A 14,067-nucleotide genomic window follows, 5' to 3' on the forward strand; every position below is an offset into this window, starting at 1 on the left:
AATGAAGCTCATCACCGCAATCGTCAAGCCGTTCACTCTCGAGGACGTCAAGACCGGACTCGAGCAGGCGGGCGTGCTGGGCATGACCGTCAGCGAGGTCCAGGGCTACGGCCGGCAGAAGGGTCACACCGAGGTGTACCGCGGTGCCGAGTACTCGGTCGACTTCGTTCCGAAGGTCCGTGTCGAGGTCGTCGTCGACGACAGTGCCGTCGACAAGGTCGTCGAGGTGATCGTCGAGGCCGCGCGTACCGGCAAGATCGGCGACGGCAAGGTCTGGGTCACGCCCGTCGAGTCGGTCATCCGGGTCCGCACCGGCGAGCGGGGCGCGGATGCAATCTGACCCGACCGGGTCCGGTTCCGGTGGCCCCGATCCCGTCGCAACGCCGGCGGGGTCGGGGCCACCCGCGTCTGGTGGCCACGACACACACGCGCACACCGTCGCCGCCGACGACCTCGCCCGGGCCCGGAAGCAACTGCTCGACGGAGGTTCCCGCACCCGCCGGCTCGACGCACCGGCGCTGCGTCAGGCCCTGGTCGACCTGCACGAGTTCTGGCTGACCACCAAGGGCGCCGAGGTGGGCATCACCCCCGACAGCGGGTTCGCGATCGTCGCGGTCGGGGGACTGGGCCGTCGCGAACTGCTGCCCTACTCGGACCTCGACCTGGTGCTGCTGCACGACGACATGGATCCGGGGGTGGTCGCGCAGGTCGCGGACCAGCTCTGGTACCCGCTGTGGGACGCCCACATCAAGCTCGACCACAGTGTGCGGACCGTGCCGCAGGCGTTGCAGGTCGCCGCGTCGGACCTGACCGCGATGATGGGCCTGCTCGAGGCCCGGCACATCGCGGGCGACATCGAGCTGACGAACCTGCTGATCGGTGGGATACGGCGGCAGTGGCGCACCGGAATCCGTTCGCGTTTCGACGAATTGGTCGAGCTGACGACGGCACGGTGGGCGCGCAGCGGCGAGATCGCGCACCGGGCCGAACCCGACGTCAAGAACGGTCGCGGCGGCCTGCGGGACGTGCATCTGCTCGACGCCCTGGCGATCGCGCAGCTGACCGACGTCTCCGTCGGCCTGGGCCCGGACGTCCCGGGTGGGGGACTGGCCTCCGCACACGACCGGCTGCTCGACGTTCGCACCGAGCTGCACCGCGTCGCCCGCCGCGCACGTGACCAGCTGCGCGCCCAGGACGCCGACGAGATCGGCGCCGCACTGCGTATCGGCGACCGGTTCGATCTGGCCCGGATGCTCAGCGACTCGGCACGCACGATCGGCTACTCGGTCGACGTCGGCCTGCGGACCGCCGCGAACGGCCTGCCGCGCCGTGGGCTGTCCCGACTGCGCCGGATGCCGGTGCGCCGGCCACTGGACGAGGGGGTCGTCGAGCACGGTGGCGAGGTGGTCCTGGCCCGGGACGCGAAACCGACGAAGGACCCGGGGCTGATCATGCGGGTGGCCGCCGCGGCCGCGCAGACCGGCATGCCGATCTCCGCGTCCACCCTGGGCCGGCTGTCCGACAGTGCCCCCGAACTGCGGGAACCGTGGCCGAAGGAGGCGCTCGCCGACCTGCTGGTGCTGCTCGGGTCGGGTCCGCGGACCGCCGCGGTCGTCGAGGCCCTCGACCGGACCGGGCTGTGGGGCAGGCTGCTGCCGGAGTGGGGTGCGGTGCGGGACCTTCCGCCGCGCGACGCGGTGCACACGTGGACCGTGGACCGGCACCTGGTCGAGACCGCGGTGCAGGCGAGCGCGTTCACGACCCGCGTCACCCGACCGGACCTGCTGGTGCTGGGCGCCCTGCTGCACGACATCGGCAAGGGGCGCGGCGGTGACCACAGCGTCGTCGGTGCCGAGCTGGTCAACCAGATCGGCAACCGGCTCGGGCTGTGGCCGTCGGACGTCGCGTTGCTGAGCGCCGTTGTCCGGCACCACCTGCTGCTGCCGCACACCGCGACCCGCCGCGACCTGGACGACCCGGCGACCGTGCAGATGGTCGCCGACGCGCTCGGTCACGACCCGGTGCTGCTCGAGTTGCTGTACACACTCGCCGAGGCGGATTCGCTGGCGACCGGACCCGGGGTGTGGGGCGACTGGAAGGCGTCGCTGATCGGGGAACTGGTCCGGCGGTGCCGGCTGGTGATGGCCGGTGAGCCGTTGCCGAAACCGGATCCGATCGACCCCGAGCACGCGACGCTGGCCGAGGGCGGCGGAGTGCACGTGATGCTGACCCCGGCCGAGGGGCCCCACACGTTCCGGGTGACCGTGATCGCACCGGACGTTCCCGGGCTGCTCTCCGATGCTGCCGGCGTGCTCGCCCTGCACTCGTTGCGGGTGCTGTCGGCGTCGGTCGGCTCGCACGCGGGTGCGGCGGTGAACGAGTTCACGGTGTCGCCGCGATTCGGGGCTCCGCCGCAGGCGGGGCTGCTGCGCCAGGAACTGATCCGCGCCACGGCGGGTGAGCTGGACCTGCTCGCGATGCTCGAGGAGAAGGAGCGCGTCGCCAAGGAGGAGCAGGCCCTCGAGCTCGGGGTCGCGGGGGTTCCGGTGCAGTACGCGCAGGCGCCGCCGCGTCTGATCTGGTTCGAGACGGCCGTCGACGGCCAGGTGATCGTGGAACTGCGCACCGAGGACCGGCTCGGGCTGTTGTGCAGGCTGGCCGCGGCACTCGAACAGCACGGCGTCGACGTCCAGTGGGCGAAGGTCGCAACGCTCGGCAAGTCCGTCGTCGACGCGTTCTGCCTGAACCTCGGCGACGCCGACTCGCGGGTCACGCGCGAGGACCTGGAATCCGCGATTCTCGCCGTCGCGCCGGCGCCACCGCCGGCCAAGAAGGACGGGGAGAACGGCGGCACCGCCGGCAGCGGCTAGGCTGGACCGCAGTGTCCGTGGACGAGCCGCGTCCATGAACAGGACCAGCGTCCGTGACCGGAGCCCGTGTGGGGGCGGACGAGCGTCCAGACCAGTCCGCCCAGACAGCCAGGAGCCCGATCGGTGTTCGAATCCCTTTCCGACAGGTTGACAGGTGCCCTCAAGGACCTGCGCGGCAAGGGCCGGCTGTCCGGCGCCGACATCGACGCCACGTGCAGGGAGATCCGGCTCGCCCTGCTCGAGGCCGATGTCGCGTTGCCGGTCGTCCGGTCCTTCATCGCGCGGATCAAGGAGCGTGCGAAGGGCGCGGAGGTCTCGGGCGCGCTGAATCCGGCGCAGCAGGTCGTCAAGATCGTCAACGAGGAGCTCGTCGGGATCCTCGGTGGCGAGACGCGGCGGCTGCAGTTCGCGAAGACCCCGCCGACGGTGATCATGCTGGCCGGTCTGCAGGGCTCCGGAAAGACCACCCTCGCAGGCAAGCTGGCCAAGTGGCTCAAGGGTCAGGGCCACACCCCGCTGCTCGTCGCCTGTGACCTGCAGCGTCCCGGTGCGGTCGGCCAGCTCCAGATCGTCGGTGAGCGGGCCGGTGCGGCGGTGTTCGCGCCGCACCCCGGCACCTCGATCGGCGGCGGCGATAACGCGCTCGGCCAGTCCGCCGCGGACCCGGTCGACGTCGCCCGGCGCGGCGTCGAGGAGGCCCGCGCCAAGCACTACGACGTGGTCATCGTCGACACCGCCGGACGTCTGGGCATCGACGAGGAGCTGATGTCGCAGGCGGCGGGCATCCGGGACGCCGTCCAGCCGGACGAGGTCCTGTTCGTGCTCGACGCGATGACCGGTCAGGACGCCGTGCACACCGCGGAGGCGTTCCAGTCGGGTGTCGGCTTCAACGGCGTGGTGCTCACCAAGCTGGACGGCGACGCCCGCGGCGGTGCCGCGCTGAGCGTCCGGGAGATCACCGGCCAGCCGATCATGTTCGCGTCCACCGGTGAGAAGCTCGAGGACTTCGACGTCTTCCACCCGGACCGGATGTCGAGCCGCATCCTCGGCATGGGCGACGTGCTCACGCTGATCGAGCAGGCCGAGCAGGTGTTCGACGCGAAGCAGGCCGAGGTCGCGGCGCAGAAGATCGGCTCCGGTGAGCTGACGCTCGAGGACTTCCTCGAGCAGATGATGGCCGTCCGGAAGATGGGCCCGATCGGCAACCTGCTCGGCATGCTGCCCGGCGCCGGCCAGATGAAGGACGCGCTCGCGCAGGTCGACGACAAGCAGCTCGACCGGATCCAGGCGATCATCCGCGGCATGACGCCGCAGGAGCGCGCCAACCCGAAGATCATCAACGCATCCCGCCGGCTCCGGATCGCGAACGGTTCCGGCGTCCGGGTGTCCGACGTCAACCAGCTGGTCGACCGGTTCTTCGAGGCCCGCAAGATGATGGCGGCGATGGCGGGCCGGATGGGCATGCCGGGTGCCCGTTCGCAGCGCTCGAAGAAGGGCAAGAAGGGGAAGAAGGGCGGCCGCGGGCCGACCCCGCCGAAGATCCGGGGCGGCTTCCCGGGGATGCCGGGCGGCGGCTTCCCCGGCCTGCCCGCGGGCATGGACCTGTCGCAGATGCCGAAGGGTCTCGACGAGCTGCCTCCGGGCCTCGAAGGGTTCGACCTGTCCCAGCTCAAGCTGCCGAAGAAGTAGCCGATGGCGCTGCGACTGCTCGGCCGCGGACTGCCGGACGAGCGGGACGTCGAGCTGTGGATCGACGACGACGGTGTGATCCGGACCGAGCCGGTCCCGGGCGCGCAGACACTGACCGACACCGGCTGGATCCTGCCCGGCCTCGTCGACGCACACTGCCACGTCGGGATCCGGTACGGCGGGGGGCACGAGGACCCGGACGGCCTGATCGCCCAGGCCGAAACCGAACGCGACTGCGGTGTCCTGCTGCTGCGCGACGCCGGGTCGCCGGTCGACACGCGGCACCTCGACGAGCGCGCCGACCTGCCGCGGATCATCCGCGCGGGCCGGCACCTCGCGCGTCCGAAGCGCTACATCCGGGGCCTGCCGATCGATGTCGAGGACGAGGCGCAGTTGCCGGACGCGGTCACCGAGCAGGCGCTGCGCGGGGACGGCTGGGTCAAGCTCGTCGGGGACTGGATCGACCGCGAGGTCGGTGACCTGCGCCCACTGTGGAGCGACGCTGTCCTGAAGGAGGCGGTCGCGGCCGCACACCGCGTCGGCGCCCGGGTGACCGCGCACGTGTTCGGTGAGGACGCCCTGCCCGGCCTGATCGGCGCCGGGATCGACTGCATCGAACACGGCACCGGCCTGACCGACGAGACGATCGAGATGATGGTCGAGCACGGCACCGCGCTGGTGCCGACCCTGATCAACATCGCGACGTTCCCGGAGATCGCGGATTCGGCGACCCGCTTCCCGGTGTACGCCGCCCACATGCGGGACCTGCACGCCCGGGTCGGCGCGACGATCGGCGCGGCGCACGACGCCGGGATCCCGATCTACGCCGGCACCGACGCCGGCGGGTCGATCCGGCACGGCCGGCTCGCCGACGAGGTCGCGGCTCTGGCCGCGGCCGGCCTGGGTCCGACAACCGCGCTCGGTGCGGCGTGCTGGAACGCCCGGACCTGGCTCGGTCACCCCGGGCTCGAGGCCGGGGCGCCCGCGGATCTCGTTGTCTACGACCGTGATCCGCGGTACGGACCCGAGGTGCTGGCGCGGCCGGACCTGGTGGTGCTGCGCGGCCGGGTGGTCACCCGGCGCGGGCGGTTCGCCTAGCGGTTCGGTTACGGCCGCGCGATGCCGTCCAGGGCGGTGATGATCGCGCCGACGTCGGTGCTCTCCGCATCGCGGATGTGCCGCACGACGGTGGCCGCCGGTTCGGGCTGGTCGGCGACGATCCGCCCGAGGAGTTTCGCCTTGCCGTCGAGCACGTCGATCGCCGCACCCCGGAAGTCCCGCGGCGTCACCGAGATCACCGTGGCGGCGAGCCAGGCGTCGTCCCGGGCCGTCTCGACACTGAACCGCAGCGCGAGTTCCGCGGTCGGGCCACCGAGTTCCGTCAGCTCGCCCAGCCGAGGGGAGAAGCCCTCGACGACCGCGCGCACCCGGGGGACCAGTGCGGCCAGGATCGCGTTCAGCCGGTCGTAGTCGGCGCGGAACCCCGGCAGCTCGGATCCCCGAAACGCCGTGCCGGTCACGACTCCGAGATCGAGGTTGATGTGGGCGTTGATCCCGAGCAGCAGGTTCTGCAGGATGATCGGCGTCCCGGACCGGGCCCGCTCGAACGCGAACCCCCATGCGCCGCTCGGTCGCCCGCCCGCGTTGAACGTCTCGTACGCGGCCAGATAGGCATTGGCGAACGACGCGTCGAAGCGGGACATCCGCGGCCCGTCGTCGAAGACCCCGCCGTCGATCCCCTTCTTCACCTCGATCGTCACCTGGCGGTACAGCGCGGCGAAGTACCCGAGCGGGTCCCGCCGCGATCTCGTGTCGTCGACGATCCCGGGCAGGATCGACAGCACGTCGTCGATCGTTGTGGCCTGCACGTCGCACCCCCGAACGTTCGGCACCGACCCCGGCAGCCTACGCCCGCGATTCCCGCGACACGGTCGAAACCGGCGCGTGCGGATCCCCGGACGGGGCTACCGGACGCAGCCGTCGCCGCCGTCGCCGGCGCGGGCGGTGAATCGGATCTCGCTGATCGAGGTGACGTCGTTGAACGGTGCCGACTGCTGGCCGGTGCGGCCGGCGACCGGCTGACCGTCGACCGTGTCGAGGACGGTGAGGGTCGCGGTGCGGGCGGTCACGTCGACCGGCATCGACTGGATCCCACGCTGCGGAGGGACCTGCTGTTCGACGGAGCTGCCGTCGTCGAACGTCCACTTGACCCGGGTGATCTTGCGATTCTGGGCGAAGCGGTCGGAGCCGTCCGGGTCGGTCTTGTCGTGACCGGGGTCGAGTCCGACGGTGGCGAGGTGCACGCCGCACGGGAAGCTGACCGCGAGTGTCTGCCCCCGAGTGCCCTGGCAGCGCCACGCGGTGGTGACGTCGCCGTCGATGGTGTTCGTGGCCTCGTACGCGTGGGGGCGGCCGGTGGAGTCGACGGCCGGTGGCAGCGTCACGCAGGTGGGAAGGACCGCGGCCGGGGCGACGGCCACCGTCTCACCGGTGTCGGACGCGCTCGCGTCCGGCGCCCCGGAGGTCGTGGTGGCCTCGGCGGCGGCACTGCCCGTCACGGTGGACGAGTTGGCGTCCGCGAGCGCCCGGTTGATCAGGTAGCCGCCTCCGGCGAGCAGGCAGAGCACGGCGGCGACCGCGGTGAGGACCACGAGCCAGCCCCGCGCCGAGAGCGGCGGCCGCGGCCGTTCCGGGGTCGCGGGTTCCGGGTTCGGCGGCTCCGGGGTCGCGGGTTCCGGGGTCGCGGGCGGTGGCGCGCTGTCGGTCATGCGGTCTCGGCTTTCGTCTCGGGCCGGCCGGCTCGTGTGCCGTCGCCCTCGGGAGATGCGGCCGGCGTGCGGTCGGGCTGCCGATCCGTCGCGGCGGCGCCGGCACCGGCGAGCTTTCCGTCGGGTGCCGGCTCGCCGGCGGTGCCGGTCGCCGTCGCTTCGCGATGTCGGGCCGGGGACGGCGAAATCTCGACGGGCGCCGGTTCGCCGGCGGGGGCCGGGGCGAGCGGGGTGCGCCGGGCCTGCGCGAGGCCGACGTCGAAGGCCAGCGCGGCGAACGCGGTCAGGGCCTGCACGACCGCGAGGGCGAGAATCGTGACGCCGGCCCAGCCGAGGCCTGCGACCATCGTCGAGTCGGTGCCGGTGAGCAGGTTCTCGCTCAGCTGCGCCGCGTTGCTGACGACGATCAGCAGGAACAGCGCGAGCAGCGCGCCGACCGTCGCCGACGCGGTCGAGACCGCGTGCAGGACGGGGGTCGCACCGCGGAGGTGGGTCAGTCGCGGCAGCATCGACAGACCGGCGACCAGCCCGGAGAACAGCAGGCACGCGACGACCATCAGCCCCTGGGGTGTCACGAATCCGCTCAGGGTGACCGTGCCGGACGAGGTCTGCACCCGCAGATACGGGCCGAGGCCGGTGAGCAGCGCCGCCACCCCCAGCAGCAGCACCACACCGGCGAGCGCGGTGGCCCGTCCGCGCTCGGGCGGGGGCGGGCCGTCGGTGAAACTGGGGAACGGCGCCGGGCTCGGATCGGGGCGTGGAGCGGCGGCGGGCGGGGTGCTCGGGGTCGGGCTCGATTCCGGCGTGGACGGCAACGTGAACCCCCTTCGGGAACGTCGAACGGGACCGGCGGCCCGCGGCTGACCGGAGTGTAGGCAGACCGGGACCCGGGGCGCTGTCCATCGCGGTGGCGCGTCGCGGGAACGCGTGTCGGGTTCGCCGCCGACGGGGTCACGCGGCCGGGCGATTCGCCCAGCGGCGGGCCGGTCTGGCAGAATGGACCGCTGTTCGCCCGTCTCCGGTTACGTACCGCGCGGCGGTCACAACACCCCCCAACGCAAAACCGGGTGCGCATGCCTTGCGCATCGCTGAATTGCGCCGTGACCAACCGAAAGGCTCCATCGTGGCTGTCAAGATCAAGCTCACGCGGCTCGGCAAGATCCGCAACCCGCAGTACCGCATCATCGTCGCGGACTCTCGCACCCGCCGCAACGGCCGTGCGATCGAGACCATCGGCAAGTACCACCCGAAGGAAGAGCCGTCGCTGATCGAGATCGACTCGGAGCGCGCGCAGTACTGGCTCGGCGTCGGCGCCCAGCCCACCGAGCCGGTCGAGAACCTGCTGAAGATCACCGGTGACTGGCAGAAGTTCAAGGGCCTCCCGGGCGCCGAGGGCACCCTGAAGAAGGCGGAGGCCAAGCCCTCCAAGCTCGAGCTGTTCCAGGCCGCGCTCGCGCAGGCCGAGAACGAGCCGGTCGCCGAGGCCATCACCCCGAAGAAGAAGGCCGCCAAGAAGGACGCGGACGAGGCCGCCGAGGCTCCCGCCGAGGCCGAGGCCGCCGCGGATTCCGAGGCTGCTGACAAGTGAGTGCCATTGTCGCCGACGCCGTCGAACATCTCGTTCGCGGCATCGTCGCCAACCCCGACGACGTCCGGGTCGAACTGATCACCGGGCGTCGCGGGCGCACCGTCGAGGTCCACGTCAACCCCGACGACCTCGGCAAGGTGATCGGCCGTGGCGGCCGCACCGCCACCGCCCTGCGGACTCTCGTCACCGGTATCGGTGGCAAGGGCATCCGCGTCGACGTGATCGACACCGACCAGTAGTTCGGTGGAACTCGTCGTCGGCCGTGTCGCCAAGTCACACGGCATCAGGGGCGAACTCGCCGTCGAGATCCGCACCGACGAGCCGGAGCTGCGCTTCGCCGTCGGTGCGGTCCTCCACGGCCGCAAGCCTCGTGATCGGAAACTGACCGATTACACGGTGGAAGCCGCCCGGGAGCACTCCGGGCGGCTTCTGCTGCGTCTGAAGGGCGTCGACGACCGCACCGCCGCCGATGCGCTGCGCGGTGTCCTGTTCGTCGTCGACACCGCGGATCTTCCGCCGTCCGAGGATCCGGATTCGTTCTACGACCACGAACTCGAGGGTCTCGAGGTCCGGCTCGGCGACGGCACCGTCGTCGGCACCGTGATCGAGGTGCTGCACTCCGCGGCAGGCGAGCTGCTTTCGGTCCGCCCGGCGGGCCGCGAATCGGGGCCGGACTCGAAGTCACCGCCGACAGGCGAGATCCTGATCCCGTTCGTCACGGCGATCGTCCCGGTGGTCTCCGTGGCCGGCGGATTCGTCGAGATCGACCCGCCCGAGGGACTGCTGGACCCGGAGTGACCATGCGCCTCGACGTCATCACCATCTTCCCCGAGTACCTCGAGCCGCTGCGAACGGCGTTGCTGGGCAAGGCCATCGACAAGGGCCTCGTGTCCGTCGGGGTGCACAACCTCCGCGACTGGACGCACGACGTGCACAAGGCCGTCGACGACTCCCCGTACGGCGGCGGGCCCGGCATGGTCATGAAACCGACCATCTGGGGCGACGCCCTCGACGCGGTGTGCCCGGACGACGCCCTGCTCGTCGTGCCGACCCCCGCCGGGGTCCCGTTCACCCAGGAGACCGCGCACCGCTGGTCGCAGGAGAAGCACCTCGTCTTCGCCTGCGGGCGGTACGAGGGGATCGACCAGCGCGTCTTCGACGACGCCGCGCGCCGGGTGCGGGTCGAGGAGGTGAGCATCGGCGACTACGTCCTGATCGGCGGCGAGGCCGCGGTGCTCGTGATGGCCGAGGCCGTGGTCCGGCTCCTGCCCGGCGTCCTGGGCAATCAGCAGTCCCACCAGGAGGATTCGTTCTCCGACGGACTGCTGGAGGGTCCGAGCTACACGCGTCCGGTGAGCTGGCGCGGGCTCGACGTCCCGGACGTGCTGCTGTCCGGCAACCACGCGAGGATCGAGCAGTGGCGGCGCGAGCAGTCGCTGCAGCGGACCTCGGAGCGTCGCCCCGACCTGCTGCCCGACGCCGACGCCTGACCACGGCCGCTCAGCCGATCCGACCCTCCGGGAACAGGATTCGCACCACCTCGGTCATCGTCTCCCGTGCGTGCGCGGCGCTGGCGTCGTCGGCCGCCGAGTCGATCGACGTGTCCGGCAGCAGCGGGATCGGTTCCTCGCTGGTGCTCTCGGGGTCGGCGTCGTCGGTGACCACCGCGGCGTCGGTGTCGCGGTGCCTGCGCACCGCCCAGTGGCCGGAATCGTCGCCGTAGTCGACGGTCTCGCGTGCCGCGACCACCAGGACGTATCGGGCGTCCGGCCCGACGACCGCGGTCGACAGGTGCACCCAGCGGCCGTCGGTGCAGCACATCCAGCCCTGCTTGACCGCGACCTCGTCGGGAGGCTGCGCGGGCAGCGCGTCCGGGACACCGAACCGCTGGTCGTAGCCGTCTGCGGCCAGCGGAGTGGACGCCCTGAGATGCCCGAGAATCGCGTCCGCGTCGGCGCGGTCGAGCCCGCCGCGCCCGTCGAGCAGCCCCGCATACCAGTCGACCAGATCGTCCGCGGTCGTCTCGGTGTTCCACCAGTTCCCGTCCCACGGGGGTGTCGTCGCGCCCAGCCCGTACCGGGCGGCGACGTCCCGGATCACGGCGTCGCCGCCGTGGCCGATCCACAGCTCGTTGGCCGCGTTGTCGTCGGACCGTTCGAGCATCCGGGCCAGCCGGTCCCGGTCCGCGGCGGAGATCGCACCCTGGTGCAGCATCGCGTCGGCGATGAACAACTTTGCCACGGAAGCGGTTTCCACGCGGTCGCCGTCGGACGTGCCGAACCGTTCGCCGGTGCTGCGGTCGAGGAGCGCGACCGCGAGGTCGGCGCCGCGTGCGGCCGCGGCGTCGTGGGCGGCGGCGATCCGGGACGCGACGCCGGGCGGCAGCGGAGCCGACGTGGCCGGCGCCGGGGGAGGGGTCGGCGCCATCGGGGCCGCGGGCGCGAGAGCCGGTGGTGCCGGCGGGATCTGCGGTGGTGCGGACGTCACGGGCGCCGGGATCGGCGGTGGGGTGTGCCGCGTCGTCGGCGGCCGCTCCGACGATGTCGCCGGGGCGGCCGGGGCGGCGTCGACGGTCTGGGTCGGAACGGTGCACCCGCACACGCCGAGCGGCACCGCGGCGGCGACGACGATCGCCGCAACGCTCCTCCGCATCGACCCCCCAGGTGGTCCGTGTCCGTACCGGTGTCCCGGAGAGGGTAGGGCATGGCGTCGCGACCTCCGGCCGGTGCCCCGGACGAGGGACGGTGCCGCCACGCGCGTGCGGAGGGATTCGGGTGTCGGGCCCTCACGGTAGGGTCGTTCGCCGTGACCGCAGCTCTGAAATCCGTGAACCAGCGCATCGCCGAGGAACTCGAAGTCAGGGAGGAGCAGGTCCGTGCGGCCGTCGACCTCCTCGACGGCGGGGCGACGGTGCCGTTCATCGCCCGGTACCGCAAGGAGGTCACCGGTGGCCTCGACGACGCCCAGTTGCGTCACCTCGAGGAACGCCTGCGCTACCTCCGTGAACTCGACGAGCGGCGGGTGGCGATCCTCGAGTCGATCCGGTCGCAGGACAAGCTGACCGATGACCTCGAGAACCAGCTGATGCTCGCCGACACCAAGGCCCGCCTCGAGGACATCTACCTGCCGTACAAGCCGAAGCGGCGCACCAAGGCGCAGATCGCACGGGAGGCCGGACACCAGCCGGTCGCCGACACACTGCTGGCCGATCCGTCCGTCGACCCCGCCCAGTACACCGCCGAGCAGCTCGAGGGCGCCCGCGCGATCCTGGTCGAGCAGTTCGCGGAGGACGCGGACCTGGTCGGCGAGCTGCGCGAGACGATGTGGCGGCGCGGCCAGGTGACGTCCTCGGTGCGCAAGGGCAAGGAAACCGAGGGCGCGAAGTTCGCCGACTACTTCGAGTTCTCCGAGCCGTTCGAGAAGCTGCCCTCGCACCGGATCCTGGCGTTGCTGCGCGGCGAGAAGGAGGAGGTGCTCTCGCTCGGCATCGAGGCCGACTCGGAGGAGCCCACGCCGGGGGAGCCGACCGTCTACGAGGGCCGGATCGCCGCCCGGTTCGGCGTCGCGGACCGCGGTCGTCCCGCGGACCGCTGGCTGCTCGACACCGTCCGCTGGGCGTGGAAGACCAAGCTGGCGGTCAGCCTCGCCATCGACACCCGGATGCGGCTGCGGCAGTCCGCCGAACGCGACGCCGTCGACGTGTTCGCCGCGAACCTCAAGGACCTGCTGCTCGCGGCGCCGGCCGGGACCCGCGCCACGATGGGTCTCGACCCCGGCTTCCGGACCGGCACGAAGGTGGCGGTCGTGGACGCGACCGGCAAGGTCCTCGCGTACGAGACGATCTACCCGCACCAGCCCGCGAACAAGTGGGACCAGTCGCTGGCCACTCTCGCCGGTCTCGCCGCCAAGTACGCGGTCGACCTCGTCGCGATCGGCAACGGCACCGCGTCCCGCGAGACGGACGCCCTCGTCGCCGATCTGATCACGAAGTTCCCCGAGGCGGGCCTGACGAAGGTGATGGTGTCCGAGGCCGGTGCGTCGGTGTACTCGGCGTCGGCCTACGGTTCCCAGGAACTGCCCGACCTGGACGTCTCGATCCGCGGCGCGGTCTCCATCGCCCGCCGGCTGCAGGACCCCCTCGCGGAGCTGGTGAAGATCGACCCGAAGTCGATCGGCGTCGGCCAGTACCAGCACGACGTCTCCGAGTCGCTGCTGGCACGGTCGCTCGACGCGGTCGTCGAGGACGCGGTGAACGCGGTCGGCGTCGACGTCAACACCGCGTCCGTGCCGCTGCTGTCGCGGGTCTCGGGCATCGCCGGATCGCTCGCCGAGTCGATCGTCGCGCACCGCGACGCCAACGGCCCGTTCCGCACCCGTGCGGCCCTCAAGGACGTGGCGCGGCTCGGACCGAAGGCGTTCGAGCAGTGCGCCGGCTTCCTGAAGATCCCGGACGGTGAGGACCCGCTCGACGCGTCCGCGGTGCACCCCGAGGCGTACCCGGTGGTGCGGCGGATCGTCGACACCCAGGGGACGACGGTGAAGGAGGTCATCGGCAACACCGCGCTGCTGCGGTCGCTGCGGCCGCAGGACTTCGCCGACGACCGGTTCGGCATCCCGACCGTCACCGACATCATCGCCGAACTCGAGAAGCCGGGCCGCGACCCGCGGCCGGAGTTCAAGACCGCGACGTTCGCGGCCGGGGTCGAGAAGGTCGCGGACCTCAAGCCCGGCATGGTCCTCGAGGGGGTCGTCACCAACGTCGCCGCGTTCGGCGCGTTCGTCGACATCGGCGTGCACCAGGACGGGCTCGTGCACGTCTCCGCGATGTCCCGCACCTTCGTCAAGGATCCGCGTGAGGTCGTCAAGTCCGGCGACGTCGTGAAGGTGAAGGTGATGGAGGTCGACGTGCCGCGGCAGCGGATCGGCCTGAGCCTGCGGCTCGACGACGAACCCGGCGCGCCCAAGCAGTCGGGGCCGCGGCAGGGCGGTCAGCGTTCGGGTGGCGCCGGTGGCAAGCAGGGTGGTCAGGGTCGTGGGGGCGACCGCCGCGGTGGCGGTCGGTCCGAGCAGCGGCCCGCCGGCGGCTCGATGGCCGACGCCCTGCGCAAGGCCGGTTTCGGGCAGTAGGTGCTCCGCGCCCGTGAGTGAATTC

13 protein-coding genes are annotated in these 14,067 nt (G+C 71.9%); 9 read left to right on the forward strand and 4 right to left on the reverse strand.

Annotation, left to right across the window (positions count from 1 at the left end):
* Position 1: 1 nt before the first annotated feature.
* From ABD951_RS07750 to ABD951_RS07765, 4 genes are all read left to right on the forward strand, one after another.
* On the forward strand, positions 2–340 hold the full coding sequence (locus ABD951_RS07750; RefSeq protein ID WP_345343926.1) for a P-II family nitrogen regulator: 339 nt from the start codon (positions 2–4) through the stop codon (positions 338–340).
* Positions 330–2,870, forward strand: coding sequence for a [protein-PII] uridylyltransferase (locus tag ABD951_RS07755; RefSeq protein WP_345343279.1), 2,541 nt, complete (start codon positions 330–332; stop codon positions 2,868–2,870). Before ABD951_RS07750 ends, ABD951_RS07755 begins: the two co-directional genes overlap by 11 nt.
* Before the next feature lie 123 nt (positions 2,871–2,993).
* Positions 2,994–4,559: a signal recognition particle protein gene (gene ffh / locus ABD951_RS07760; protein WP_345343281.1), complete on the forward strand. Its 1,566-nt coding sequence runs from the start codon at positions 2,994–2,996 to the stop codon at positions 4,557–4,559.
* A 3-nt stretch (positions 4,560–4,562) separates the two neighbouring features.
* The gene (locus ABD951_RS07765) at positions 4,563–5,657 is read left to right on the forward strand and encodes an amidohydrolase family protein (protein WP_345343283.1); all 1,095 of its coding nucleotides are present in this window, start codon (positions 4,563–4,565) and stop codon (positions 5,655–5,657) included.
* Positions 5,658–5,665: 8 nt separating this feature from the next.
* Here ABD951_RS07765 and ABD951_RS07770 read toward each other — a convergent pair whose 3' ends face one another.
* The 3 genes from ABD951_RS07770 to ABD951_RS07780 all read right to left on the reverse strand — a co-directional run bounded on the left by ABD951_RS07770 (position 5,666) and on the right by ABD951_RS07780 (position 8,142).
* Complete coding sequence (locus ABD951_RS07770) at positions 5,666–6,427, reverse strand: DUF5995 family protein (RefSeq protein ID WP_345343285.1); 762 nt, start codon at positions 6,425–6,427, stop codon at positions 5,666–5,668.
* A gap of 96 nt (positions 6,428–6,523) precedes the next feature.
* Entirely contained in the window at positions 6,524–7,327 is an 804-nt protein-coding gene (locus ABD951_RS07775; RefSeq protein WP_345343287.1) for a hypothetical protein, read from the reverse strand.
* Positions 7,324–8,142 (reverse strand): DUF5336 domain-containing protein, encoded by an 819-nt coding sequence (locus ABD951_RS07780; RefSeq protein WP_345343289.1) that lies wholly within the window; start codon positions 8,140–8,142, stop codon positions 7,324–7,326. Before ABD951_RS07780 ends, ABD951_RS07775 begins: the two co-directional genes overlap by 4 nt.
* A 308-nt stretch (positions 8,143–8,450) precedes the next feature.
* On the opposite strand from ABD951_RS07780, the gene rpsP reads away from it, so the two are divergent.
* Genes rpsP through trmD form a run of 4 tightly spaced genes read left to right on the forward strand, consistent with a single transcriptional unit; the run spans position 8,451 to position 10,405 of the window.
* Complete coding sequence (gene rpsP / locus ABD951_RS07785) at positions 8,451–8,915, forward strand: 30S ribosomal protein S16 (RefSeq protein WP_345343291.1); 465 nt, start codon at positions 8,451–8,453, stop codon at positions 8,913–8,915.
* The gene (locus tag ABD951_RS07790; protein ID WP_345343293.1) at positions 8,912–9,154 is read left to right on the forward strand and encodes an RNA-binding protein; all 243 of its coding nucleotides are present in this window, start codon (positions 8,912–8,914) and stop codon (positions 9,152–9,154) included. The genes rpsP and ABD951_RS07790 overlap by 4 nt, the downstream gene beginning before the upstream one ends.
* Before the next feature lie 4 nt (positions 9,155–9,158).
* Positions 9,159–9,713, forward strand: a complete 555-nt coding sequence (gene rimM, locus ABD951_RS07795) for a ribosome maturation factor RimM (RefSeq protein WP_345343295.1) — start codon at positions 9,159–9,161, stop codon at positions 9,711–9,713.
* 2 nt (positions 9,714–9,715) lie between these two features.
* Positions 9,716–10,405 (forward strand): tRNA (guanosine(37)-N1)-methyltransferase TrmD, encoded by a 690-nt coding sequence (gene trmD / locus ABD951_RS07800; protein WP_345343297.1) that lies wholly within the window; start codon positions 9,716–9,718, stop codon positions 10,403–10,405.
* Positions 10,406–10,415: 10 nt separating this feature from the next.
* Here trmD and ABD951_RS07805 read toward each other — a convergent pair whose 3' ends face one another.
* Positions 10,416–11,567 carry a serine hydrolase gene (locus ABD951_RS07805; RefSeq protein ID WP_345343299.1) on the reverse strand — a complete coding sequence of 384 codons (1,152 nt, stop codon included), beginning with the start codon at positions 11,565–11,567 and terminating at the stop codon, positions 10,416–10,418.
* A gap of 153 nt (positions 11,568–11,720) precedes the next feature.
* Here ABD951_RS07805 and ABD951_RS07810 point away from each other — a divergent pair, with 153 nt between their 5' ends.
* Complete coding sequence (locus tag ABD951_RS07810) at positions 11,721–14,042, forward strand: Tex family protein (RefSeq protein WP_345343301.1); 2,322 nt, start codon at positions 11,721–11,723, stop codon at positions 14,040–14,042.
* Positions 14,043–14,067: the final 25 nt, after the last annotated feature.

This window comes from Rhodococcus olei (assembly GCF_039540555.1).
GTDB lineage: Bacteria > Actinomycetota > Actinomycetes > Mycobacteriales > Mycobacteriaceae > Rhodococcus_G > Rhodococcus_G olei.

What these genes read in the sequence shown, in the direction of transcription:
- ABD951_RS07750 (WP_345343926.1), top strand. Translation starts at nt 2, where the DNA reads ATGAAGCTCATCACCGCAATCGTCAAGCCGTTCACTCTCGAGGACGTC.
- ABD951_RS07755 (WP_345343279.1), top strand. Translation starts at nt 330, where the DNA reads ATGCAATCTGACCCGACCGGGTCCGGTTCCGGTGGCCCCGATCCCGTC.
- ABD951_RS07765 (WP_345343283.1), top strand. Translation starts at nt 4,563, where the DNA reads ATGGCGCTGCGACTGCTCGGCCGCGGACTGCCGGACGAGCGGGACGTC.
- ABD951_RS07775 (WP_345343287.1), bottom strand. Translation starts at nt 7,327, where the DNA reads ATGACCGACAGCGCGCCACCGCCCGCGACCCCGGAACCCGCGACCCCG.
- trmD (WP_345343297.1), top strand. Translation starts at nt 9,716, where the DNA reads ATGCGCCTCGACGTCATCACCATCTTCCCCGAGTACCTCGAGCCGCTG.
- ABD951_RS07805 (WP_345343299.1), bottom strand. Translation starts at nt 11,567, where the DNA reads ATGCGGAGGAGCGTTGCGGCGATCGTCGTCGCCGCCGCGGTGCCGCTC.